The 20,984-nt window shown below is 58.9% G+C and carries 24 protein-coding genes; 11 read left to right on the forward strand and 13 right to left on the reverse strand.

What is annotated here, in order from left to right:
• Positions 1 to 131 precede the first annotated feature (131 nt).
• The 3 genes from CKW30_RS18150 to CKW30_RS18160 all read left to right on the forward strand — a co-directional run bounded on the left by CKW30_RS18150 (position 132) and on the right by CKW30_RS18160 (position 1,926).
• Positions 132 to 794: a LysE family translocator gene (locus CKW30_RS18150; protein WP_095181498.1), complete on the forward strand. Its 663-nt coding sequence runs from the start codon at positions 132 to 134 to the stop codon at positions 792 to 794.
• A 69-nt stretch (positions 795 to 863) separates the two neighbouring features.
• A complete protein-coding gene (locus CKW30_RS18155; protein ID WP_095181499.1) occupies positions 864 to 1,349 on the forward strand; it encodes a GyrI-like domain-containing protein in 486 nt (161 codons plus the stop codon).
• 88 nt (positions 1,350 to 1,437) lie between these two features.
• A complete protein-coding gene (locus CKW30_RS18160; RefSeq protein WP_041479202.1) occupies positions 1,438 to 1,926 on the forward strand; it encodes a GNAT family N-acetyltransferase in 489 nt (162 codons plus the stop codon).
• Between the two features lie 142 nt (positions 1,927 to 2,068).
• On the opposite strand, the gene CKW30_RS18165 is transcribed toward CKW30_RS18160, so the two are convergent.
• Entirely contained in the window at positions 2,069 to 2,554 is a 486-nt protein-coding gene (locus CKW30_RS18165; protein WP_095181500.1) for an N-acetyltransferase, read from the reverse strand.
• 142 nt (positions 2,555 to 2,696) lie between these two features.
• Between CKW30_RS18165 and CKW30_RS18170 the strand changes: the two genes are divergently transcribed.
• The 3 genes from CKW30_RS18170 to CKW30_RS18180 are packed head-to-tail and all read left to right on the forward strand — an operon-like array spanning position 2,697 to position 4,735.
• Positions 2,697 to 3,122, forward strand: a complete 426-nt coding sequence (locus CKW30_RS18170; protein ID WP_095181501.1) for a nuclear transport factor 2 family protein — start codon at positions 2,697 to 2,699, stop codon at positions 3,120 to 3,122.
• A gap of 40 nt (positions 3,123 to 3,162) precedes the next feature.
• On the forward strand, positions 3,163 to 3,507 hold the full coding sequence (locus tag CKW30_RS18175; RefSeq protein ID WP_095181502.1) for a YciI family protein: 345 nt from the start codon (positions 3,163 to 3,165) through the stop codon (positions 3,505 to 3,507).
• On the forward strand, positions 3,500 to 4,735 hold the full coding sequence (locus CKW30_RS18180) for an RNA polymerase sigma factor (protein ID WP_095181503.1): 1,236 nt from the start codon (positions 3,500 to 3,502) through the stop codon (positions 4,733 to 4,735). The genes CKW30_RS18175 and CKW30_RS18180 overlap by 8 nt, the downstream gene beginning before the upstream one ends.
• Before the next feature lie 41 nt (positions 4,736 to 4,776).
• Here CKW30_RS18180 and CKW30_RS27020 read toward each other — a convergent pair whose 3' ends face one another.
• On the reverse strand, positions 4,777 to 6,477 hold the full coding sequence (locus CKW30_RS27020; RefSeq protein WP_143497985.1) for a hypothetical protein: 1,701 nt from the start codon (positions 6,475 to 6,477) through the stop codon (positions 4,777 to 4,779).
• 66 nt (positions 6,478 to 6,543) lie between these two features.
• Positions 6,544 to 7,398 (reverse strand): LysR family transcriptional regulator, encoded by an 855-nt coding sequence (locus tag CKW30_RS18185; RefSeq protein WP_041479210.1) that lies wholly within the window; start codon positions 7,396 to 7,398, stop codon positions 6,544 to 6,546.
• A gap of 89 nt (positions 7,399 to 7,487) precedes the next feature.
• Between CKW30_RS18185 and CKW30_RS18190 the strand changes: the two genes are divergently transcribed.
• A complete protein-coding gene (locus tag CKW30_RS18190) occupies positions 7,488 to 7,925 on the forward strand; it encodes a multidrug/biocide efflux PACE transporter (RefSeq protein ID WP_095181504.1) in 438 nt (145 codons plus the stop codon).
• 61 nt (positions 7,926 to 7,986) lie between these two features.
• Here the strand turns inward: CKW30_RS18190 and CKW30_RS18195 are convergent, their stop codons facing one another.
• The gene (locus CKW30_RS18195) at positions 7,987 to 8,745 is read right to left on the reverse strand and encodes an SDR family NAD(P)-dependent oxidoreductase (RefSeq protein ID WP_095181505.1); all 759 of its coding nucleotides are present in this window, start codon (positions 8,743 to 8,745) and stop codon (positions 7,987 to 7,989) included.
• Positions 8,746 to 8,866: 121 nt separating this feature from the next.
• Between CKW30_RS18195 and CKW30_RS18200 the strand changes: the two genes are divergently transcribed.
• On the forward strand, positions 8,867 to 9,763 hold the full coding sequence (locus CKW30_RS18200) for a LysR family transcriptional regulator (RefSeq protein ID WP_095181506.1): 897 nt from the start codon (positions 8,867 to 8,869) through the stop codon (positions 9,761 to 9,763).
• A 139-nt stretch (positions 9,764 to 9,902) separates the two neighbouring features.
• On the opposite strand, the gene CKW30_RS18205 is transcribed toward CKW30_RS18200, so the two are convergent.
• Complete coding sequence (locus CKW30_RS18205) at positions 9,903 to 10,925, reverse strand: transporter (RefSeq protein WP_095181507.1); 1,023 nt, start codon at positions 10,923 to 10,925, stop codon at positions 9,903 to 9,905.
• A 276-nt stretch (positions 10,926 to 11,201) separates the two neighbouring features.
• On the opposite strand from CKW30_RS18205, the gene CKW30_RS18210 reads away from it, so the two are divergent.
• Complete coding sequence (locus CKW30_RS18210; protein ID WP_095181508.1) at positions 11,202 to 12,824, forward strand: methyl-accepting chemotaxis protein; 1,623 nt, start codon at positions 11,202 to 11,204, stop codon at positions 12,822 to 12,824.
• Positions 12,825 to 13,148: 324 nt separating this feature from the next.
• Here the strand turns inward: CKW30_RS18210 and CKW30_RS18215 are convergent, their stop codons facing one another.
• Together CKW30_RS18215 and CKW30_RS18220 are read right to left on the reverse strand one after the other, a co-directional pair.
• Positions 13,149 to 13,454: a PepSY domain-containing protein gene (locus CKW30_RS18215; RefSeq protein ID WP_095181509.1), complete on the reverse strand. Its 306-nt coding sequence runs from the start codon at positions 13,452 to 13,454 to the stop codon at positions 13,149 to 13,151.
• A 156-nt stretch (positions 13,455 to 13,610) separates the two neighbouring features.
• Positions 13,611 to 14,738 carry a glycerophosphodiester phosphodiesterase gene (locus tag CKW30_RS18220; RefSeq protein WP_041479218.1) on the reverse strand — a complete coding sequence of 376 codons (1,128 nt, stop codon included), beginning with the start codon at positions 14,736 to 14,738 and terminating at the stop codon, positions 13,611 to 13,613.
• A 220-nt stretch (positions 14,739 to 14,958) separates the two neighbouring features.
• Between CKW30_RS18220 and CKW30_RS18225 the strand changes: the two genes are divergently transcribed.
• On the forward strand, positions 14,959 to 15,285 hold the full coding sequence (locus CKW30_RS18225; RefSeq protein ID WP_095181510.1) for a DUF2025 family protein: 327 nt from the start codon (positions 14,959 to 14,961) through the stop codon (positions 15,283 to 15,285).
• Positions 15,286 to 15,393: 108 nt separating this feature from the next.
• On the opposite strand, the gene CKW30_RS18230 is transcribed toward CKW30_RS18225, so the two are convergent.
• The 3 genes from CKW30_RS18230 to CKW30_RS18240 all read right to left on the reverse strand — a co-directional run bounded on the left by CKW30_RS18230 (position 15,394) and on the right by CKW30_RS18240 (position 18,190).
• Positions 15,394 to 15,915: a DUF1003 domain-containing protein gene (locus CKW30_RS18230; RefSeq protein WP_095181511.1), complete on the reverse strand. Its 522-nt coding sequence runs from the start codon at positions 15,913 to 15,915 to the stop codon at positions 15,394 to 15,396.
• Positions 15,916 to 16,029: 114 nt separating this feature from the next.
• On the reverse strand, positions 16,030 to 17,349 hold the full coding sequence (locus CKW30_RS18235) for a PAS domain-containing methyl-accepting chemotaxis protein (RefSeq protein WP_056788027.1): 1,320 nt from the start codon (positions 17,347 to 17,349) through the stop codon (positions 16,030 to 16,032).
• A gap of 232 nt (positions 17,350 to 17,581) precedes the next feature.
• On the reverse strand, positions 17,582 to 18,190 hold the full coding sequence (locus tag CKW30_RS18240; RefSeq protein WP_016773570.1) for a TetR/AcrR family transcriptional regulator: 609 nt from the start codon (positions 18,188 to 18,190) through the stop codon (positions 17,582 to 17,584).
• A gap of 210 nt (positions 18,191 to 18,400) precedes the next feature.
• Here CKW30_RS18240 and CKW30_RS18245 point away from each other — a divergent pair, with 210 nt between their 5' ends.
• A complete protein-coding gene (locus CKW30_RS18245; RefSeq protein ID WP_095181512.1) occupies positions 18,401 to 19,456 on the forward strand; it encodes an MBL fold metallo-hydrolase in 1,056 nt (351 codons plus the stop codon).
• Positions 19,457 to 19,494: 38 nt separating this feature from the next.
• On the opposite strand, the gene CKW30_RS18250 is transcribed toward CKW30_RS18245, so the two are convergent.
• The 3 genes from CKW30_RS18250 to CKW30_RS18260 form a co-directional block, all read right to left on the reverse strand.
• On the reverse strand, positions 19,495 to 19,752 hold the full coding sequence (locus tag CKW30_RS18250) for a helix-turn-helix domain-containing protein (protein ID WP_095181513.1): 258 nt from the start codon (positions 19,750 to 19,752) through the stop codon (positions 19,495 to 19,497).
• A 12-nt stretch (positions 19,753 to 19,764) separates the two neighbouring features.
• Positions 19,765 to 20,082, reverse strand: a complete 318-nt coding sequence (locus CKW30_RS18255) for a hypothetical protein (RefSeq protein ID WP_095181514.1) — start codon at positions 20,080 to 20,082, stop codon at positions 19,765 to 19,767.
• A gap of 93 nt (positions 20,083 to 20,175) precedes the next feature.
• Positions 20,176 to 20,943: a helix-turn-helix domain-containing protein gene (locus CKW30_RS18260; protein ID WP_095181515.1), complete on the reverse strand. Its 768-nt coding sequence runs from the start codon at positions 20,941 to 20,943 to the stop codon at positions 20,176 to 20,178.
• Between the last annotated feature and the right edge of the window lie 41 nt (positions 20,944 to 20,984).

Genomic DNA, 20,984 nt, shown 5'->3' on the forward strand with positions numbered 1-20,984 from the left:
TCGGATAACGTAAGCGCCCGGAACCGTCCGAGCGACGCTGGTCACTGCGGTGACCTGTGGCGGAAGATAAGTGCAGTGATGGCATACTGTCCAGCGCGGTTGTAAACATTTTTTTCAAGGAAAATCGGTCAATGGAATTCACCAGCGGCTTCTTGCTGAGCCTTTCGCTGTGCCTGGATATCGGCGTAGCCAACATCGCGATGATCACCCTGGCCATGCAGCGCGGCTACTTTCAGGGCTTCGCCCTGGGCCTGGGCACCTGCGTCGGCGACCTGATTTACGCGGTGCTGGCCTTGGCCGGCATGACTGTTTTGCTGCAATACGAAACCGTGCGCTGGGTGCTGTGGATTGGCGGTTCGGCGCTGCTGATCTACTTCGCGGCGAAGATGATTTATTCGGCGATCCACCACGAAGCGCTGCTGGCGGAAACCGCGGAAGTGGGGCAGAACTCCCATCGCAAGGAATTCTTTCGCGGCATCTTTCTCGCGATGTCGTCGCCGAGTGCGATTCTCTGGTTTGCTGCGGTCGGCGGCACGTTGATTGCGCGATCCGGTGGCGGTGGTCCGTTGAGTTCGGCGCTGTTTTTGGGCGGCTTTCTCTGCGCCGGGCTGCTGTGGTCGGCCGGTCTGTGCTTCGCGGCAAGCCACGGCGGCAAGCTGCTGGGCGACAAGCTGCTGCGTTACTCCTACTTGGCATCGGCGGCGATCTTCTGCTATTTCGCGGTCTACGTGATCGTTTCCGGGTACAACGAGCTTGTCGGCTCGGGCGCCGTCGAGCAGTTGCATGCGCTGTAAACGTGCGAAACGGATCGGGCTTTCTATACTCCCAGCCGAACCCACTTTTGCGTTCTGAGGAGTCGCGTCATGGATGAACAACCACGCGTCGAATTGGCTGGGCCGCGCTTCGAACACGGGCAATTTCTGTTGATTGCCGGTTTCGGCGGGCGATTCACTCAGGAGACCACCGAAAACATTCCCGCGTTGTGGGAAAAACTGATCCCGCACTTGGGAAAAATCCCCGCGCAAGTCAATGAAGTGACCTACGGCGTTTCCTGCAACGCGGACGGCGAGGGCGGTTTCGAATACATCGCCGGGGTGCAGATCGACAAGCTCGACGACCTGCCGGAAAAGTATCGCTGGGTTGAAATCCAACCGCAGAAATATGCGGTGTTCGAGCACAAGGGGTCACTGGCGCAACTCCCTGACACCTTTCAGTACATCTGGAACACCTGGCTGCCGCAGTCCGCTTACGAAGCGGCGGATGCCCCGGAATTCGAGCGCTATAGCGAGGATTTCAATCCGAAGCTCAATACCGGCACCCTGGAAATCTGGCTGCCGATCAAGGCTTGAGCGGTGTAACAATCGAGGCGGAGCATGTCCGCCCCGGTGGTTCTGCTTTATGCTGGCGGGCCTTGTTTCCACAGATTTTTGAGCTGCCATGAACACCGTGATCCGCAACGTCAGCGCCGCCGACCTCGACCGGTGCTACGCCATTGAAACCGACGCCTATGAAGGCGACGAAGCTGCTACCCGCGAAAAGATCGCCACGCGCATTGCCACTTGGCCGGACGGCTTCATCGTCGCCGAGGTGGACGGTGTGGTCGCCGGTTTCATCAATTCCGGCGCGGCGTTCGACGTGCAGATGTCCGACGAGGCCTTCAAGGAGCTGATCGGCCACGACCCGAAAGGGCCGAACGTGGTGATCATGTCGGTGGTGGTGCACCCGGATTACCAAGGGCAGGGCCTGGCCAAGCGCCTGCTTGGCGAATTCATCGAGCGCATGCGTGGGATGGACAAAGCGACAATTCATCTGATGTGCAAAGAGCAACACATTGCGTTGTACGCCGGGTTTGGCTTTGCTTACATCAAACCGTCGGAGTCCGACCACGGCGGCATGGCGTGGCACGAGATGATCCTGACCCTCTGAAGCCAACACCTATCGAAACTGCCTGATCGTTCCCACGCTCCGCGTGGTAATGCAGCCGGGGACGCTCCGCGTCCCAAAACCGTGACGCAGAACGTCACAAAGAGGCGTTCCCACGCGGAGCGTGGGAACGATCAGGGGATACTCAGAAGAACAGCCCCATCCGCCGCTCGTAACCGATCCGGCCCTTGTACGCTTCGCCGCTGTCGACATAGCCATGCTTGGCATACAGCGCAATCGCCGCCTCATTGTCGGCGTCCACCGACAATTCCAGTCCTTTGATTTCCGGCCACGCTTCACGGGCGACAGCGGGCAGCGCTTGCAGGCAGGCCTTGCCATAACCCATGCCCTGCGCACGGCGATCGACCTGCAAGGCATGCAATGTGGCGCTGTGTTCGTCGGCCCAGTCGGGCAACACCGGTGGGCGCTTGAGCAGCAGAAACGCTACCGGTACGTCGTCCGCCAGCAGGGCAAAACCCTTTACGCCGGGGCCGGGCTTCGACAGCAGGGTGTGCAAGGCACCGTGGATGTCGCCGGAGAATCTGATCTGCTCGGGGTGGATTTCAATGGCCTCGACTTGCTGACGCTGCAAAGGGCTGAGGCTGTCGTAAGGCACGAGTTGGGCTGACACGGGAATTTCCTTTTTCCTACAAAGAGTGAGCCTCGGATTCTAGCGAGATTGTCGTCGGCGAAATTTTTTTGTTTGCCCTGTCGATCCGCGCATTGGGCAAACGACTAAGGGTGTCTTCACAACAAAAAACACGGAGAACACCATGAGCGCACAAAGCGAGATCCAGACTCTGATCAACACCTATCGCGAAGCGGTAATGGCCAAGGACGTCGAGAAAGTCATGGCCCTGTACGCCGACGACATCGTCTCGTTCGATGCGATCAAGGCCCTGCAATTCAAAGGCAAAGCGGCGTACCGCGCGCACTGGGTCGAGTGCATGGAAATGTGCCCCGGCCCGCACATCTTCGAGTTCCACGAAATCGCCATCGAAAGTGCCGACAACATCGCTTTCGCCCATTGGGTGGCCAACTGCGGCGGCACCAATGACAAAGGCGAAACCCAGAGTTGCTGGATGCGTGTCACCGGCTGTTACCGGCAAATCGGCGGGGCGTGGAAGATTGCCCACGAGCACTGGTCGGCACCGTTTGATCCGATGAGCGGCGCGACGCTGTTCGATGTGACCCCCTGATCTTCAGCCATAGTTGATCCGTTCGAATCAGGAGATCGCCATGAAATATCTATGCCTGGTCTACAGCGATGAACGCCTGCTGCACACCTCGCCCGACAGCCCGGAGGACGCCGAATGCTGGGCCTACGCCGAGTCGATTCAGGGTAGCGGGCGGATGATCGCCGCCGAAGCGCTGGAGTCGGTGCAGACTGCGACTACCGTGAGAATGCGCAACGGCAAGTTGTCGATCACCGATGGGCCTTTCGCTGAAACCAAGGAGCAACTGGCCGGTTTCTACCTGATCGATGCCAAGGATCTCAACGAAGCCATCCAGGTCGCCGGCAATATTCCGGCAGCGCGGGTGGGCAGCGTTGAAGTGCGCCCGGTGCGGCAGTTGAATGTCTGACGTCAGGGCGCGGGTCGAGCAGGTCTACCGTGAGGATTCGCGGCGGATTCTGGCCACGCTGATCCGCCTGCTCGGTGATTTCGACCTCGCTGAAGAAGCCTTGCACGAGGCGTTCTTCGTCGCGGTCGAGCGCTGGCAGCGCGACGGCGTGCCGGACAACCCGCGCACCTGGCTGGTCTCGACCGGACGTTTCAAAGCCATCGATGTGCTGCGCCGGCGCGCGCGGTTCAAGGCGTCGCAACCGTTGCTGCTGGCACAACTCGATGAGCTGGAGCAGGCTGACTGGAGTGGCGAAGACGTGGAAGACGATCGCTTGCGGCTGATCTTCACCTGCTGCCACCCGGCACTGGCGGCGGATGCGCAGGTGCCGCTTACCTTGCGTGAAGTCTGCGACCTCACCACCGAGGAAATCGCCCGTGCTTTTCTCTCGGCGCCGGCGGCGATTGCCCAGCGTATCGTCCGCGCGAAAGCCAAGATCCGCGACGCGAAAATCCCTTATCAAGTACCCACGCTGAACGAATTGCCCGAGCGCCTGGACAGCGTGTTGCGGGTGATTTATCTGGTGTTCAACGAAGGCTATTCGGCCTCGGTCGGCGCCGAGCTGACCCGCGAGGACCTGACGCGCGAAGCGATTCGGCTGGGGCGCTTGTTGATGGAGTTGCTGCCTGAGCCGGAAGTCATGGGTCTGCTGGCGCTGATGCTGCTGCATGAATCACGCCGGCCGGCACGAACCTCGCCGAGCGGTGAACTGGTATTGCTCGACGATCAGGATCGCTCGTTGTGGGATGCCGGGTTGATGGCCGAAGGCTGCGCGCTGGTCGAGAGCGCGCTGAGCACGCGGCGTTTCGGGCCATATTGTCTGCAAGCGGCGATTGCAGCGGTGCATGCGGAAGCGCCGTCGGCGGCGCAAACGGACTGGCAGCAGATTGTCGGTCTGTACGACGTGTTGCTGCGCGCGGTGCCGTCGCCGGTGATCGAGCTGAACCGCGCGGTGGCGGTGGCCAAACGGGATGGAGCGTTGGCCGGGTTGTTGTTGGTTGAAGGGATTTTGGCGCGTGGGGAGTTGCAGGATTACCACTTGGCGCATTCGGCGCGGGCGGAGTTTTGCCGGCAATTGGGCCGAGTGGAGGAGGCGCGGGCAGCGTATCAGCGGGCGCTGGAGCTGACGCGGCAGGAGCCGGAGCGGCGGTTTATTCGAGGACGGATCATGGCGCTGGAAATGCTCTGACCTTGGCGCTCTGGCGATTGTGGGCAGTCTGTGAATTTCCCTCACCCTAACCCTCTCCCAAAGGGAGAGGGGACTGATCGGGGGATATTGGAGGAATTCACCGACTTGAACGAATTGTCTTGAATCCATAATCGATAAGGTTTTTCAGGTCGATGCATAACGCCAGACACTTCGGTCGGCCCCCTCTCCCAGAGGGAGAGGGGACTGATTGGGGGGATATTGGAGGGATTCACCGACTTGAACGAATTGTCTTGAATCCATAATCGATAAGGTTTTTCAGGTCGATGCATAACGCCAGACACTTCGGTCGGTCCCCTCTCCCAAAGGGAGAGGGGGCTGATTGGGGGGATATTGGAGGGATTCACCGACTTGAACGAATTGTCTTGAATCCATAATCGATAAGGTTTTTCAGGTCGATGCATAACGCCAGACACTTCGGTCGGCCCCCTCTCCCAGAGGGAGAGGGGACTGATTGGGGGGATATTGGAGGGATTCACCGACTTGAACGAATTGTCTTGAATCCATAATCGATAAGGTTTTTCAGGTCGATGCATAACGCCAGACACTTCGGTCGGCCCCCTCTCCCAGAGGGAGAGGGGACTGATTGGGGGGATATTGGAGGGATTCACCGACTTGAACGAATTGTCTTGAATCCATAATCGATAAGGTTTTTCAGGTCGATGCATAACGCCAGACACTTCGGTCGGCCCCCTCTCCCAGAGGGAGAGGGGACTGATTGGGGGGATATTGGAGGGATTCACCGACTTGAACGAATTGTCTTGAATCCATAATCGATAAGGTTTTTCAGGTCGATGCATAACGCCAGACACTTCGGTCGGTCCCCTCTCCCAGAGGGAGAGGGGACTGATTGGGGGGATATTGGAGGGATTCACCGACTTGAACGAATTGTCTTGAATCCATAATCGATAAGGTTTTTCAGGTCGATGCATAACGCCAGACACTTCGGTCGGCCCCCTCTCCCAAAGGGAGAGGGGGCTGATTGGGGGGATATTGGAGGGATTCACCGACTTGAACGAATTGTCTTGAATCCATAATCGATAAGGTTTTTCAGGTCGATGCATAACGCCAGACACTTCGGTCGGCCCCCTCTCCCAAAGGGAGAGGGGGCTGATTGGGGGGATATTGGAGGGAGTCACCAACTTGAACGAATTGTCTTGAATCCATAATCGATAAGGTTTTTCAGGTCGATGCATAACGCCAGACACTTCGGTCGGCCCCCTCTCCCAAAGGGAGAGGGGGCTGATTGGGGGGATATTGGAGGGATTCACCGACTTGAACGAATTGTCTTGAATCCATAATCGATAAGGTTTTTCAGGTCGATGCATAACGCCAGACACTTCGGTCGGTCCCCTCTCCCAGAGGGAGAGGGGACTGATTGGGGGGATATTGGAGGGATTCACCGACTTGAACGAATTGTCTTGAATCCATAATCGATAAGGTTTTTCAGGTCGATGCATAACGCCAGACACTTCGGTCGGCCCCCTCTCCCAAAGGGAGAGGGGGCTGATTGGGGGGATATTGGAGGGATTCACCGACTTGAACGAATTGTCTTGAATCCATAATCGATAAGGTTTTTCAGGTCGATGCATAACGCCAGACACTTCGGTCGGCCCCCTCTCCCAAAGGGAGAGGGGGCTGATTGGGGGGATATTGGAGGGAGTCACCAACTTGAACGAATTGTCTTGAATCCATAATCGATAAGGTTTTTCAGGTCGATGCATAACGCCAGACACTTCGGTCGGCCCCCTCTCCCTCCGGGAGAGGGCTGGGGTGAGGGGCTTTTGATCTTATTCGAGCATCTTGCTGAGCAACCAACTCCCCGCCGGCCCCGGGGGATACAAGCGCGACCACAAGGCGTCGACAAACACCGGTTTCGGCCAGCCGCGCACGTCCAGCTCTATCAGCAAGTCATTGGCATAGCGCTGTACCAGCCACCTCGGCAACGGTGCCCAGCCAAAGCCTTTTTCCGCCATTTCCAGCAGCATCAGATAACTCGGCGCCGACCACACCCGGCCTTTGCCACGGCTGTCATACGGATTGACGATGGTTGCCAGGCGCAGCTCGCGATGTTGCTCGAGAATCTGCTGATCGACATGCTCAAGCTTCGCCAACGCATGCTCGCGGCTGACGAACAATGCAATCTCCGTGCGCTCGGCCACGGTCGAGGTGACCAGATCCGGCGGGTAGTTGTCTTGCATTTCCGCGAAGGCCAAATGCGCCCGGCCGCGCTGGACCAGTTCGATCAGGTCTTCGCATTCGGCAATCAGGCATTCCAGCTCAAGCTCCGGATAACGCTGCTCGAAACCCACCAGTGCCGCCTCGAAACGATACGACTGATAAGTGTCGGAAATCGCCACGGTCAGCTTCGGCTCGACGCCCTGCGCCAATTGCCGTGCGCTCATCTCTAGGCGGCTGGTGGCGGCCAGAATCGCCTCGGCTTTTTGCAGCATCACGTGGCCGGCAGGGGTGAGCGTGGGCTTGCGGCTGCTGCGGTCGAACAGCTGCAGATCCAGATCGATCTCCAGGCTTGCCACTGCCGCGCTGATGGTCGACTGACTGCGCCCCAACTTGCGCGCCGCCGCTGAGAACGAGCCTTGCGTCGCTGCCTGGACAAATGCCAACAGCACTTCCTGCGAAGCCATGAACTATCGCCTTGATCGATGGTTATTGGTTTTGAAGTATCGGTATTCGGTTGGATCATGGCAATCATCGTCAAACAAGGAGTCAGGCCATGACTGCCCACAAGTCCATTACCGAACGTGTTTTTCAGGCTATCGGTTTCGAATTTCTCGCCATCCTCATCTGTACACCGCTGCTCGCCTGGATCATGCAAAAACCGCTGCTCGACATGGGCGCGGTCACCGTGCTGATTGCGATATTGGCACTGGCGTGGAACGTGGTGTTCAACCGTTTTTTCGACCGTGCTCTGGCGCGGATGAATCTGCCGCACAACGCCTGGGTCCGTGTAGTGCATGCGCTGTTGTTCGAAGGTGGGCTGATCGTGATGGGCGTGCCGCTGATTGCCTGGTGGCTGTCGGTCAGCCTGTGGCAGGCGTTGTTGCTCGACATTGGCGTGTTGCTGTTCTTCCTGCCGTACACCTATGTCTATCACTGGGGTTATGACGTACTGCGCGAGCGCTTCATGGCCCGCCGCGCATGTGAAAGCTGAGGTAAACCTGTGGTGAGGGGATAAATTCCCTCACCACAAAGGTGAGTCATCGGGCAGAAAGTCAGAGAAACATGCCGCCGGATGCCTCGACCCGCTGACCGTTGATCCACTGTCCACCCTCTGACAGCAGCAGCGCCAATGCGCCGCCAATATCATCCGGCAGCCCCACACGACCCAGCGCAGTGTTGCTGGCAACCATCGCGTTGACCGCGCTGTTGTCGCGCACCGTGCCACCGCCGAAGTCGGTTTCAATCGCCCCCGGCGCCAGAACGTTCACGCCAATCTGCCGCGCACCCAACTCTTTCGCCTGATAACGCGTCAGCACTTCCATCGCACCTTTCATTGCCGCATAAGCGCCGTAACCGGGCAGGCTGAAGCGGGTCAGGCCGCTGGAGATATTGACGATGCGCCCACCGTCATTGATCAGCGGCAACAGCTGCTGAGTCAGGAAGAACGGTCCTTTCAACTGCACGTTCATCAGCAGATCGAACTGCTCCGGGGTGGTTTCGCTGAACAGCGCATGCACGCCGACCCCGGCATTGTTGATCAGGAAGTCAAAGCGCTGGCGCTGAAAAGTCTGTTCCAGTGCTCGTTCAACCTGCTCGGCAAACGCAGCGAAGTTTTCGCTGTGGCCGACGTCCAGTTGCAGCATCGCCGCTTTCGCGCCGAGTGCCTGCAATTCAGTGACCAGCGCCTGGGCCTCGTCGGCGCGGCTGTTGTAGGTGCCGATGATGTCGATGCCTTGCGCGGCGAGGTGCAGGGCGGCGCTGCGGCCCAGGCCACGACTGGCGCCAGTGATCAGTGCGATTTTGCGATTCATGCGGACTTCCTCGATTGCGTTGAGTGGGGATGGAAGAAGTTTATTTATCCGCCCTGAGCTGATAAACACGGCAAAAGCGGAATCACTGATCGGCTCAGCCGAACAATCACCGGGGCTTGTCATGAACAAACTGGAACTGCTGCGCACCTTCGTCCGGGTCAGCGAACTGTCGAGTTTCACTCTCGCCGGTGAAAGCCTCGGCCTGCCGCGCTCCACGGTGTCCGAACAGGTGCAGGCGCTCGAAGCCTTGCTCGGCACGCGGCTGTTGCAGCGCACCACGCGCAAGGTGCAGGCCACTCAGGATGGACTGGTGCTGTATGAGCGCAGCAAGGATCTGCTCTCGCACATGGATGAAATCGAGGGGCTGTTTCGTCAGGACGAGGCGTCGCTGACCGGGCGTATTCGTGTCGACATGCCGAACATCCTTGCGCGACGGCTGATCCTGCCGCGCCTGCCGGAATTCATGGATCGCCACCCGAATCTGCAGATGGAAATCAGCAGCACCGATCGCCGTGTCGATCTGCTGAGCGAGGGTTTTGACTGCGTGTTACGCATCGGCGCGCAGCCGGATCAGTCAGTGGTCGCCCGGCATCTCGGCGACTTCCCGATGGTCAACTGCGCCAGTCCCGCTTATCTGCAACGCTACGGCGTGCCGCAGACCATCGAGGATCTGGCGCAGCATCGGCTGGTGCATTACGTCGGCGTACTGGGCTCGCGTTCGGAAGGGTTTGTCTATGAGGAGGGTGGCGAAGTGCGGCGCGTAGCGATGGCCGGCAGTGTCACGGTCAACAGCACCGACGCCTATGAAGCGGCGTGCCTTGGCGGCTTCGGGCTGACGCAGGTCCCGCGCACCGGCATGCAGCCGCATCTGGAAAATGGCGAACTGGTGACCGTACTGCCGCAACACACCGCACCGCCGATGGCGATTTCGTTGTTGTACGCGCGGCAAAGGCATTTGCCGCTGCGGGTGCGGGTGTTTATGGATTGGCTCGGCGATGTCGTTCGTTCAACGCTCTGACTTCTCACCTTGGCCCGAACTGTGGGAGCGAGCCTGCTCGCGAAAGCGCCATGTCATTCAACATTGATTTATCTGACACACCGACTTCGCGAGCAGGCTCGCTCCCACATTTGCCCTACGGTGGCATTGCGTTTTGCGCTCAATAATCCCCGCGCTTGCGAAACGCCCAACGCCCGGCAATCACCGTGAACGTCGCCACCAGCGCGACCAGCACCCAAAATCCGTGCGGGTCCTGGGACAGCGGCACACCGCCGACATTCATGCCGAAAAAACCGGCAATGATGTTGATCGGCAAGGCCAGCACCGTCACCACCGTCAGGGTGAACAGCGTGCGGTTGCTTTGTTCGTTGAGGTTGGCGGCGATCTCTTCCTGCAGCAATTTGATCCGCTCGCCGAGGGCGGTGAGGTCGTTGATGATCAGCGCAAACTCCTCGGTGGATTTGCGCAACTCCTTGACGTCCTCCTTCTGCAACCACGGCGGCGGACGATTGAGCAGGCGCAGCAGCGAACCCGGCTCCAACGCCAGCAGCCGTTGCAGTCGCACCAGCACGCGACGGTTGGCGCCAAGTTCGGCGCGGTTGGTCGACAGGCGCGAGGAGAGCAGTTCGTCTTCGACCTGATCAACACTCAGGCTGGTCTTGCGCACGATCTGCGTCAGCACTTCGCCCTGATCGCGCAGCAAATGCACGAGCAGTTCCGAGGGCGAGCGAAAGCACTCACCGGCCTTCACCGACGAGCGCAACTTGTCCACCGAGTGCAGCGGTTGCAGGCGCGCGCTGACGATCAGTTTGCTGCGCACGCAGACCCACAGCGTCGACACGTCGGAGGAGACCATGCTGCTGAGGTTGAACACCACATCGTTGACCACCGCCAGCAGCGCCGAATCGACATGCTCGATGCGTGTCGAACGCGAACCTTCGTGCAACGCCTCGAAAAATTCCTCGGGCAATTGCAGATGACTTTTCATCCAGCGCTCGCACGCGGCGTGGGCCAGGTTCAGGTGCAGCCAGAGAAATTCATCGCTCTCACCGTCATCCTGCAAACAGCGCAACGCCGTCGCCGAATCGATCTCGCGACCGCGCTCCCCGGGCAGAAAACGAAAGCCGTAGAGCAAGCCAAACAGGTCCGGGTCGCGATGGCTGATATCGAGGCTGTGGTTCATGGCGGCTCGCTGCGAGGAGGGTGTCTGGGGCAGGATTTTCAGGTTCACCGGAGCGGCATCATCGCAAGCTCACATGACCGTTTTGTGACAGCAAAATGACTGCAAATCAAAGCGTTACCGGCTGTCGGAAGTTTCTCAAGGAAGGCTCTGGCATGCCGATCTCAGGTGAGTTAGGTTGCGCGCCATTGGCCTATGGCCATGGTGCGTCGACAGGGAAGTCCGGCCATTTTTCACGTCCGTTCGGGCGTGCCTCATCCCTGCTTCGAGTACCTTGCAATGCTGCAAAAATCCCTGAGAGCGCAAATTCTCGCCCTGTTGAGCGGCAGTCTGCTGGCGATATTGTTGATCGCGCTGGCCTGCTTTCATTTCCTCTCCAACGGCGTGCAAAGCTATAGCCAGTTGATCGCCGGCCCGTTGCACACTTCGCAACTGATCGATGAAGCCAACCTGCAATTCAAGGTGCAGGTGCAGGAATGGAAAAACGTTCTGCTGCGCGGCAAGCAACCGGCGGATCTGGCGAAATACTGGAGCCAGTTCGAAGAGCGTCAGCGCGACGTGCAGAACATTCTCGGCGAACTGGCCGGCCAGAAAGGCATCGAGGCCAATCTCAAATCCCGCATCGAACGCTTGCGCGACGAGCATCGCCAGTTGGGTACTGCCTACCAGAAAGGCCGCGATGCCTACGTGGCTGCCGGCGGTGATCCGAGCGCCGGCGACGCAGCTGTCAAAGGCGTTGATCGCGCCACCAGCGAGCAGATGAGCGCACTGGTTGCCGAACTGCGCGAGCAGGGCACCGCGCAGTCGGCATTGATCAGCGCCAGCGCTGACCGCACCGTGTGGCTGGGCCTGTTGGTGATGCTCGCGTCAGGCTTGTTGATCGGTCTGCTGAGCCTGTGGCTGGTCAGCCGCAACCTGATCGAGCCGATCCGCAAACTCATCGATTACGTCACCCGCTTGAGCCGTGGCCAGTTGGCTGAACGTGTTGTCAGCGAGCGTCGCGATGAGCTGGGCAACCTCGCCGCCGCAGCGAACACTCTGCGCGATTTTCTGGCGGACACCTTCACTCGCTTGCAACGCAGCGCCGGTGATCTGGACAGCGCCAGCGGCGAGTTGAACGCCATTGCCACGACCATGGCCGGCGGCACCAGCGAGCAATTCAACCGCACTGATCAAGTGGCCACGGCGATGAATGAAATGTCCGCCACGGCCCAGGAAGTCGCCCGTCATGCCGCCGATGCCGCGCGTGCCGCTGACGATGCCGATCAGTCGGCGCAGCAGGGTGAAAAGGTCATGCAGACCACCATTTGCTCGATCACGCAGATGCGCGGCGAAATCGCCAACACCGCCACGGTGATTCGTCGCCTGGAAACCGACAGCGGTCGTATCGGCAAGGTGCTGGAAGTGATTCGTGGCATCGCCGAACAGACCAACTTGCTGGCGCTCAACGCGGCCATCGAAGCGGCGCGGGCGGGCGAGGCCGGGCGCGGTTTTGCCGTCGTCGCCGATGAGGTGCGCAACCTCGCTCAGCGCACGGCGGAGTCGATCATCGAGATCAACCAGATCATTCAGAACGTGCAGACCGGCGCTGTCGATGCCGCGCAGGCTATCGAGAGCGGCCAGGCGCGCAGTGATGAAAGTGTCGAGCAAGTCACCCAGGCCGGCGCGATGCTGGAGCGCATCACCTTGGCGGTGGAGGCGATTCGCGACATGAACCGGCAGATCGCCACAGCGGCAGAAGAGCAGACGTCGGTGGCCGAGGATATCTCGCGCAACCTCACTGAAATCACCGCGATTGCCAGCGCCAACCTGGACAACGTGCAGCGCACCGAAAGTGCCAGTCAGAATCTGCATGGGTTGTCGGGGCAGTTGAATGAGGTGACGGCGCGGTTGAGTGCTTGATTTTGGGTGGTGGTTTGTCAGCCCCTCACCCTAACCCTCTCCCGGAGGGAGAGGGGACTGACCGTGTTGATTGTTCGAGATTCGCCGACCTGAAATGCCGAGGCGTACTCAGGCTGGTAGTCGTTTGTGATGGCTTTTTAATTTTGAGGCGAACTCAGGCTCCGAAATTTCCCCGATCTGCTCCCTTTCCCCCTCGCCCCCTTGGGGGAGAGGGCTGGGGTGAGGGGGATCGATTTCACAGACCACACAAAGTTTGCGCCTCAATCCGCAACCACAAAAAAGCCGCACGATCGTTAAATCGTGCGGCTCTTTAACAGTGGTCTATCAAGTGTCTTGCTTGTCGCTCAGCACTTTACCGGTGGTGGCATCAAAGTCCACGTCGAACTCTTTGCCGTCAGCAGTTTTAAGTTCAACTTCATACTCATAACCATTGAAGTGGTTATCCAGGTCGGTGTCGGTAATCGTTGCGCCCGGGTGCAGTTTCAGTGCTTCGGCGTTCATCGATTCCAGCGACTTGATCTTGCCGTCCTTGACCAGTTGCGGGATCTGGTCGATGCGAACATCAGCCTGAGCCAGGCCAGCGGTGAGGGTCAGGGCAGAGGCGGTAAACAGGGCAGTCAAAGTTTTCATCGGTTCATTCCTTGGCAGTGCGTTGAAGTGGTTGATCTGTGTAAGTGGGTTCAGATTAACCAGCGCAACTTAATTCACCCTTAAATCTCTGCTCCGCGATAAAACTGCTCTTTGCGGGAGCGAGCCTGATCGTGAAGCAGGCGACTCGATAACAAGTCAGAAACCGTTCTTCTTCAAAACATCGTCAATGCTGCCAGCCGCCGGACGCTTATAAAACTTCAACAGTTCACTGGCGCGGTTGGTAAAGATGCCGTCAACACCCGCTGCCATGACTTTTTCGTAGTCCACCGGCTCGTCGACCGTATAAACGTGCACCAGCATGCCCTGATCGTGGGTGTACTGATTCATCCACGGTTGCACCAGGTCGGAATAGCTCTGATCACCACCATGAGTCAGCTTCGCCGAAGGGCCGGTGCCGATCGCGCCCTGGGCCTTGGCGTAATCGACCCATTGCTTGAATTCCGCTTCTGACTTCGGTTCCTGCTTGCCGTAGAAAACGTTTTTGTCTTTCTCGCCGGACGCGGCAAACGTCACCGCAGATTTAGGCTCGATGCTGCCTTCGCCGACCCACAACAGCAGGATCTTCGGCACTTGCGGCATCTCCTTTTCCAGCAATTGCAGGCTGTTCTTATCGAAGGTCTGCAGGATCACCTTGCCTTTGCCCTGACCGACGCCCAGCGCACTTTTCGCCAGTTTCGAGCCGGCCGGACTGAGCCAGCCGCGATCCTGCAGTTTTTCCTTCAGGTCATGTTCGATGCCGGGAAACAGCTGCGGCTCTTTGGTTTCGATGTACAGGCCCGGCTTGTGCTGCGGGTTGGCGCGGGCGATGTCGATGATTTCATCGAGGGTAAGAATTTTCAGTCCGGCGTAGGAAGGTCGCGCGCGATCCGGGTATTTAGTGTTGAACCAGCTGCCGGCATCGAGGGTTTTCAGTTCGGCCATGGTGAACGCGGTGGCCGGGCTGTCCTTGCGCTCGGGGAATTTGCTGGCAACGTCGGTGGTGCGTTGCAGGTTGTCGTCGTGCAGGGCGAAGAGCACGCCGTCCTTGCTGCGCTGCAAATCCATTTCCAGGTAATCGGCGCCGAGGTCACGGGCCAGTTTGTAGGCCGCAGCGGTGGATTCCGGGGCATCGAACGACGCGCCACGGTGGGCAATCACCGCCGGATGCGGAATGCCATGGGCGGCAGCGATTGCCTTGGGCTCGGGGTGGCTGGCGGCATGCGCCTGACCGAGGCCGAACAACAGACTCAGCACCAGAGCGCTTCGGGTAAAAGTGGCAGGCATGGTCGAGTTCCTTTCGCAGGTTTTTTTCGAGACGTACCTTTTAACAATTGACGCGCCGCAGGGCTATCGCCAGACCGACATAAAGCGAGCAAAACGGAAATTTCCTGCACTTTTGTGGCGCTGTTTGCAGTACGCTTGCCCACGGCATATGCCCCGGCAGAGGGCGCGCCGCTACATTGCCCTGCGTGTAAACCATCGATCATCTTTCGTGAGGTTTACCATGCGCATCACCTCCCAACTCATCTGCCAGGCCGCCGACGATCTCAAAGGCTTCGTCGGCCTCAATCGCAAGACCGGCCAATACATCGTGCGCTTCAGCGAAGATTCGTTCGGCATGGACGTGGCCGACGACGGCATCATCCCGGCCAGTGAATTCGTCTGGGCACCGCTGTCGGACACCACCATGACGCTCAAGCGCGAGTTGATTCAGTTGCTGCTCGATCAACACATCGACGACCGCATCAACATCACCGAGCCGTTGCGGGTTTACATGAGCAAGGTTGAAGTGCCGGAGATTGTTGCGGTGCGGAGTCTGGTGCGCGGTTGAAGTTTTGCTGTGTGGTTGCGGGCCTCTTCGCGAGCAGGCTCGCTCCCACAGGGATTTCGTGAACGCCACAGATCCAAGGTGGGAGCGAGCCTGCTCGCGAAGGCGACCTTAGTTCTGGCACACGTGAGCGTGCAATTCGCTGGTCAGTCCTTCGATGCGTTCGGTGAGGGTTTTCGTCATTTCGGTGAGGCGGGTGTTTTGTTCCAGCAATGCCAGCAATTGCGCGGAATTCTTCGCCGCCTCTGCCTGACGTTCGGTATTGGCCAATGCCAGAGCTTCGCGGTGCTGCGCATCGGCGTCGGCCTGCGCTTTGTCGCGCGCGGCCTGACGGGTTTGTGCAAGCAGGATCAATGGCGCGGCGTAGGCCGCCTGCAGGCTGAAGGCCAGGTTCAGCAGGATGAACGGGTAAACGTCGAATTGAGTCACGCCCCATACGTTGAGGCCGATCCATACCGCAACGATCAAGGTTTGCGCGCCAAGGAACAGCGGCGTGCCGAAGAACCGCGCAAAGGCTTCGGCGCGCAGGGCGAAGGCATCGTTGCCGAAGGTCGTATTCAGGTGGGCGTGGGGGCGGTGGAAGCGCAGGTGATCGATGGGAGCGTTGGATATTCCGGGTTTTTCGTTATTCATGGGGCACTCGGCGGGGCTTGGGACGTGTCGTCACTATAGCTCTGCGTGGTGGCGGCCGACCTTCGCGGGCTGCCCACGAAGGTTGCGACTCGTCCTATCGACCCTGCACAAACCTCAATTCGGCACCCGTTCATTGGCAAACATGCTCACCGCATCCACCGCCTCACTGGCGCCGTCGCGAATCTGCAGAATCACCGTGCCGGCCTGATTGGCCAATTCCACGCCTTCTGCGGCGCGGTCACGGGTGCCTTGCATGCTTTTGATCGCTTGCCGCGTTTCACTCTGGATCAGACTGATCATGTTCGAGATCTCGGCAGTAGAGCCGCTGGTGCGCGCTGCCAGTTGCCGCACTTCATCGGCGACCACGGCAAAGCCGCGACCCTGTTCACCGGCGCGTGCCGCCTCGATGGCCGCGTTGAGGGCGAGCAGATTAGTCTGATCGGCGATCGCGCGGATGGTGTTGACGATGGCGGTGATCTGCTCGGAGCGGTCGCCCAGTTGCGCGATCAGCGTTGAGGACTGGCTGATGTCCTCGGCGATTTCGCGCATTTCGCTGGCAGCCTGTTGAATCACTTGCGTACCTTGCTCGGCGACTTTTCGCGTTGCTACCGAGATGTGGTAAGCGGTGCTGGCACTGCGCGCGTCCTGCTCGTGCTGCTCGACACGAGCGGTGACGTCAGACGCGAACTTCACGACTTTGTACAAGCGCCCCGAAGCGTCATATACCGGGTTGTAGTTGGCCTCCAGCCAGACGATCTGACCGCGCTTATCCACGCGCTCGAACTGTCCGTGGAAGAACTCGCCCTGATTCAGGCGCCGCCAGAAATCCTGATAGGCGCCGCTGTTGACCAGCGCCGGAGTGCAGAACAGGCGGTGATGCTGGCCCTTGAGCTCTGCGAGGCTGTAACCCATGCGCGTGAGAAAATTCTGGTTGGCGGTAAGAATGTTGCCGTCGAGATCGAACTCGATCACCGCCATCGCGCGATCGATCGCCTGCAGCTTGGCGTTGGCCTCGTTCTCCTGCTGCACCTTGGCGGTGACATCCATCGCGTACTTGACCACTTTGATCACCCGTCCCGACGCATCCTTGATCGGGTTGTAACTGGCCTCCAGCCAGATCGGCTGGCCCTTGCTGTCGACCCGTTCAAAGGTGCCGGACTGGAACTGACCGTTTTTCAGGCGCGACCACAGCTCAGTGTATTGGGCACTGCGACCGAACTCAGGTGTGCAGAAATGCCGATGCGGCTGGCCGATCGCCTGGGCAGCCGTGTAACCCATGGTCTTGAGGAAATTGTCATTGGCACGCAACACCACGCCATCAAGATCGAACTCGATCACCGCCATCGAGCGGTTGATCGCTTCCAGCATCGCGGCCTGGTCAAAAACGGTGTGTTGCAGTTCAGCGAGGGCGGCTTTCTGGCGATTGAAAAACATGCTTGCGGTACTCGGGAAGTGGGGGAAATCTAAAGGATTCAGTCCCTATTCCTGCGCCGGCAAACCGAAATGCACAGGCGGCATTCGGTGGTGACTGCTCAATGCCAACGTTCCGTTACTGGCAGATGGCTACTTATACAAAACTTAATAAAGTTGTACAAGAAAGGAATTTTTCGCGAGGTTGTATAACTTTTTACGAAATTAGTTGTACACGGCTCGACGAGACGGTGATTCACCGCTGATACAGTGCCAGGAACATCTCCAGCGCCGACTCGGCAACTGCATTCTGCGCGTCTGGATCAAGGGCCGCGCGACCCAGCGAGATCTGCGGCCAGAACGCGAATGCCTTGAGCAAACCTTGCACTTGATGCGCGGCAAATTCTGGATCCACCGGCTTGAGCCGTCCGTCGGCTTGCGCCGCGCGTATCCAGACGGTCAGGCCTTCCTCGCGCTCGCCCATGCGCTCGATCATGTTCTGCGCACGTTCGGGGGAATGAATGGTCGCGGCAATCGCCACCCGGGCGAGGGTGAGAAAATTCTCGTCAGCCATCATCTGCACTTTTTCTCGCAGCATCAGGCGCAACTGCTCATGCAGCGGTTGCTCGCGGTCGTAGCTCACCGACGGCTCGGCAATGATCCGCGCCCACAACTGATTAAGGATCTCGGCGAACAGCTCTTCCTTGCTCGGGAAGTGGTTGTACACCGTCCGCTTCGACACGCCGGCCGTGGCGGCGATCTTGTCCATGCTGGTGATTTCGAACCCGTGGGCACGGAATTCGGCGATCGCCGCCTGGATGATGGCTTCGCGTTTGCGGTCAGTGAGGCGTTGTGGAGCGGTCATGAGCGGGCTTCGGCAGAGAGGAATGAAATTACACTCGGCAGTTTACTTGGCGTCGGCTTTGATGCAACCTAGAAACTACACCGCTCAGTGTAATGTTGCGTTAATCCTCGCACCTTACAAACCAGAGCGTTTGGCCCTTGCGTGCAGCTTGGCCATTTTCATTTCCCGTGGAATACCGTGCAGCACACGGTTTTTCGGAGTCGTTCAGTCATGGCCAATCCAGTCTCACTCCCGGATAACACTCCCACGCCTGAAGCCTCGCGCCAGGATCAAGGGCTGTTTCGCAATCATGCGCCGGTGCAGCGCGAAGGGCTACGCAAAATGCTGCGGATCATGTGGAGCATGATTTTCCACAAACCGCGCAATACCCGTCCGACCGCCGCCATCCCTGTGCAACCGTTGACCCGTGAAGATCTGCTCGCAGCGCCCAATCACAGCGTTTACCGCTTGGGGCACTGGACGCTGTTGTTGAAGATGCGCGACAAATTCTGGATCACCGACCCGGTGTTCGCCGAGCGCGCCTCGCCGGTGCAATGGGCGGGTCCGAAACGTTTTCATAAGCCACCGATCAGCATCGACGAACTGCCACCGATCGAAGCGGTGATCCTCTCGCACAACCATTACGACCATCTCGACTACCAAGCGGTACTCAAACTCGCCGCCAAAACCACTTACTTCCTGACTCCGCTGGGCGTGGGCGACACCCTGATCAAATGGGGCATCGACGCCAGCAAGGTGCGCCAGTACGACTGGTGGCAGGGCACCGAAATCGCCGGTATCCGCTTCATCGCAACCCCATCGCAGCACTTCTCCGGCCGTGGCCTGTTCGACGGTAACAGCACGCTGTGGGCGTCCTGGGTGATGATCGACGCCGACACACGAATCTTCTTCAGCGGCGACAGCGGTTACTTCGATGGCTTCAAACGCATCGGCGAACAGTACGGTCCGTTCGACCTGACCCTGATGGAAACCGGCGCCTACAACGTCGAATGGCCGCACGTGCACATGCAACCGGAAGAAACCCTGCAAGCCCACATCGACCTCAAGGGCCGCTGGCTCTTCCCGATCCACAACGGCACCTTCGACCTGGCCATGCACGCCTGGCACGAACCTTTTGACCGCATCCTTGCGCTTGCATGGGAACGCAGTATTGCGATTACCACACCGCGAATGGGGGAGGCGTTCAACATTGCGCATCCACAACGGGGGAGTGCGTGGTGGATGGCGGTTGAAGAGGAGGGGGAGGCGCTAGTGCAGAACGCCTGACGATTTCATCCGGTTCGCCTCGGTGCGAACCGGATGAATCAGATTCCTATTTCCTTCATTCGCCGGTGGTAATCCTCCATCGTAGCGACTGACAAATCCCTGAATTTTCCACGAAGTATCTGACTTAGTGTTTCCAAGGTGATGCCAGTAATTTGCGCCGCTTCAGATTCGTTCAGGTTGGCAGTCTTGATCAACGCGGCCATTTTTGTCGCATATCCCGATTTGATCAGCATTTCAGCTGCACCCTGCAGTCCCAAATCTGCGTAGACGTTGCCCGTGCTTCTTTCGATGTCCATCCTTAGCGCTCCTTATTCGGCCATCGCAAAATCCCCACGCCCCACCGATTCCCCTGCCATACCCTGCGCCCTGACACTGCGCCCCGGTGCGAACCCCGGAAAGAACACCAACCCCTGCGCTTCAAACCGATAAGCCAGTGCCAGTCTCGCGGCGTCCGCCACTTCCTGCTGCGCTTCGAACCGCTGGATATCTGCCACCGCCACCTCGGCCTCGCGCGACAGTTGTTCAACGCTCCAGCCCAGCATGGCGCGGGCCTGGACGCAGTGGGTCGGGGTGAACTGGAAAAGGGCAATGCGTTCGAGGACGTGGTTCATCGCAAGAGAGGCCATGGTGTGCTCCGGGCTCAAAAGTGCTGATTGAAAATGTACTGTGTTTTTGTACAGTTGTTTTAGGCTGGGATCAAACGCATTTTTCAAATTTGCCTAGTTCGTCGGCTCCAACCAGACGGACGGTGCCTGTCCCAGCACACGCCGAAACATCGTCGAAAACGCCGCCGGGCTCTCGTAGCCGAAGTCCAGGGCAATCCGCGTCACCGCTTCCCCCGCCGCCAACCGTGCCAACGCCTGCACGACGCACGCCTGCTGGCGCCACTGACGAAAGCTGAGCCCGGTCTGCTGCCGAAACAATCTGTTAAAGGTACGCAAGCTTATGTGTAACTGATCGGCCCAATCCTGCGGGGATTGATGGGTATTGGGCATGTTCAGAAAGGTCTGACACAGACTGAGGAGCTTTCCTTCGGCGGGCATGGGAATGTGTAGGGCAAGGGGCGCGCTGCGTGCCAGTTCATGCAACAGCAAGTTGATCAGCACACCGTCGCGTCCGGCCTGGTCGTACATCAGTGGCACGTCCACCGCTTCCATCAGTAGATGCCGCAGCAGCGGCGACACGTTGAGCACTTGGCAGTCCGGCCCAAATTCCACGTTTCCCGGCTCGATATACACGCTGCGCGTGCTCACCCCGAGCATCAATACCTCATGGGCCACGCCCGGCGGAATCCACACCGCGCGCTGCGGCGGCACCACCCAGTTACCGTTCCGGGTGCTGACCTGCATCACGCCCGTGGCGCCGTAGAGCAATTGCCCACGGCGATGCGTATGAAACGGGAGTAGGTGGCCGTGGGAATAATCGGTACCGATGGCCACGACCGGGCGAGGCGTATCATCGAGCTGATTGATCGAAATATTGCGCATCAGGCGTGTTCCAGCGATTGGCGTAAATGCGAACATTATTG

Source organism: Pseudomonas sp. Irchel 3F6, from assembly GCF_900187595.1.
Lineage (GTDB): Bacteria > Pseudomonadota > Gammaproteobacteria > Pseudomonadales > Pseudomonadaceae > Aquipseudomonas > Aquipseudomonas siliginis.

Bases quoted from the DNA above. Each gene is read 5' to 3' on its own strand.
- CKW30_RS18150 (WP_095181498.1), top strand. From the start codon at position 132: ATGGAATTCACCAGCGGCTTCTTGCTGAGCCTTTCGCTGTGCCTGGAT.
- CKW30_RS18155 (WP_095181499.1), top strand. From the start codon at position 864: ATGGATGAACAACCACGCGTCGAATTGGCTGGGCCGCGCTTCGAACAC.
- CKW30_RS18160 (WP_041479202.1), top strand. From the start codon at position 1,438: ATGAACACCGTGATCCGCAACGTCAGCGCCGCCGACCTCGACCGGTGC.
- CKW30_RS18170 (WP_095181501.1), top strand. From the start codon at position 2,697: ATGAGCGCACAAAGCGAGATCCAGACTCTGATCAACACCTATCGCGAA.
- CKW30_RS18175 (WP_095181502.1), top strand. From the start codon at position 3,163: ATGAAATATCTATGCCTGGTCTACAGCGATGAACGCCTGCTGCACACC.
- CKW30_RS18180 (WP_095181503.1), top strand. From the start codon at position 3,500: ATGTCTGACGTCAGGGCGCGGGTCGAGCAGGTCTACCGTGAGGATTCG.
- CKW30_RS27020 (WP_143497985.1), bottom strand. From the start codon at position 6,477: ATGCATCGACCTGAAAAACCTTATCGATTATGGATTCAAGACAATTCG.
- CKW30_RS18185 (WP_041479210.1), bottom strand. From the start codon at position 7,398: ATGGCTTCGCAGGAAGTGCTGTTGGCATTTGTCCAGGCAGCGACGCAA.
- CKW30_RS18190 (WP_095181504.1), top strand. From the start codon at position 7,488: ATGACTGCCCACAAGTCCATTACCGAACGTGTTTTTCAGGCTATCGGT.
- CKW30_RS18195 (WP_095181505.1), bottom strand. From the start codon at position 8,745: ATGAATCGCAAAATCGCACTGATCACTGGCGCCAGTCGTGGCCTGGGC.
- CKW30_RS18200 (WP_095181506.1), top strand. From the start codon at position 8,867: ATGAACAAACTGGAACTGCTGCGCACCTTCGTCCGGGTCAGCGAACTG.
- CKW30_RS18205 (WP_095181507.1), bottom strand. From the start codon at position 10,925: ATGAACCACAGCCTCGATATCAGCCATCGCGACCCGGACCTGTTTGGC.
- CKW30_RS18210 (WP_095181508.1), top strand. From the start codon at position 11,202: ATGCTGCAAAAATCCCTGAGAGCGCAAATTCTCGCCCTGTTGAGCGGC.
- CKW30_RS18215 (WP_095181509.1), bottom strand. From the start codon at position 13,454: ATGAAAACTTTGACTGCCCTGTTTACCGCCTCTGCCCTGACCCTCACC.
- CKW30_RS18220 (WP_041479218.1), bottom strand. From the start codon at position 14,738: ATGCCTGCCACTTTTACCCGAAGCGCTCTGGTGCTGAGTCTGTTGTTC.
- CKW30_RS18225 (WP_095181510.1), top strand. From the start codon at position 14,959: ATGCGCATCACCTCCCAACTCATCTGCCAGGCCGCCGACGATCTCAAA.
- CKW30_RS18230 (WP_095181511.1), bottom strand. From the start codon at position 15,915: ATGAATAACGAAAAACCCGGAATATCCAACGCTCCCATCGATCACCTG.
- CKW30_RS18235 (WP_056788027.1), bottom strand. From the start codon at position 17,349: ATGTTTTTCAATCGCCAGAAAGCCGCCCTCGCTGAACTGCAACACACC.
- CKW30_RS18240 (WP_016773570.1), bottom strand. From the start codon at position 18,190: ATGACCGCTCCACAACGCCTCACTGACCGCAAACGCGAAGCCATCATC.
- CKW30_RS18245 (WP_095181512.1), top strand. From the start codon at position 18,401: ATGGCCAATCCAGTCTCACTCCCGGATAACACTCCCACGCCTGAAGCC.
- CKW30_RS18250 (WP_095181513.1), bottom strand. From the start codon at position 19,752: ATGGACATCGAAAGAAGCACGGGCAACGTCTACGCAGATTTGGGACTG.
- CKW30_RS18255 (WP_095181514.1), bottom strand. From the start codon at position 20,082: ATGGCCTCTCTTGCGATGAACCACGTCCTCGAACGCATTGCCCTTTTC.
- CKW30_RS18260 (WP_095181515.1), bottom strand. From the start codon at position 20,943: ATGCGCAATATTTCGATCAATCAGCTCGATGATACGCCTCGCCCGGTC.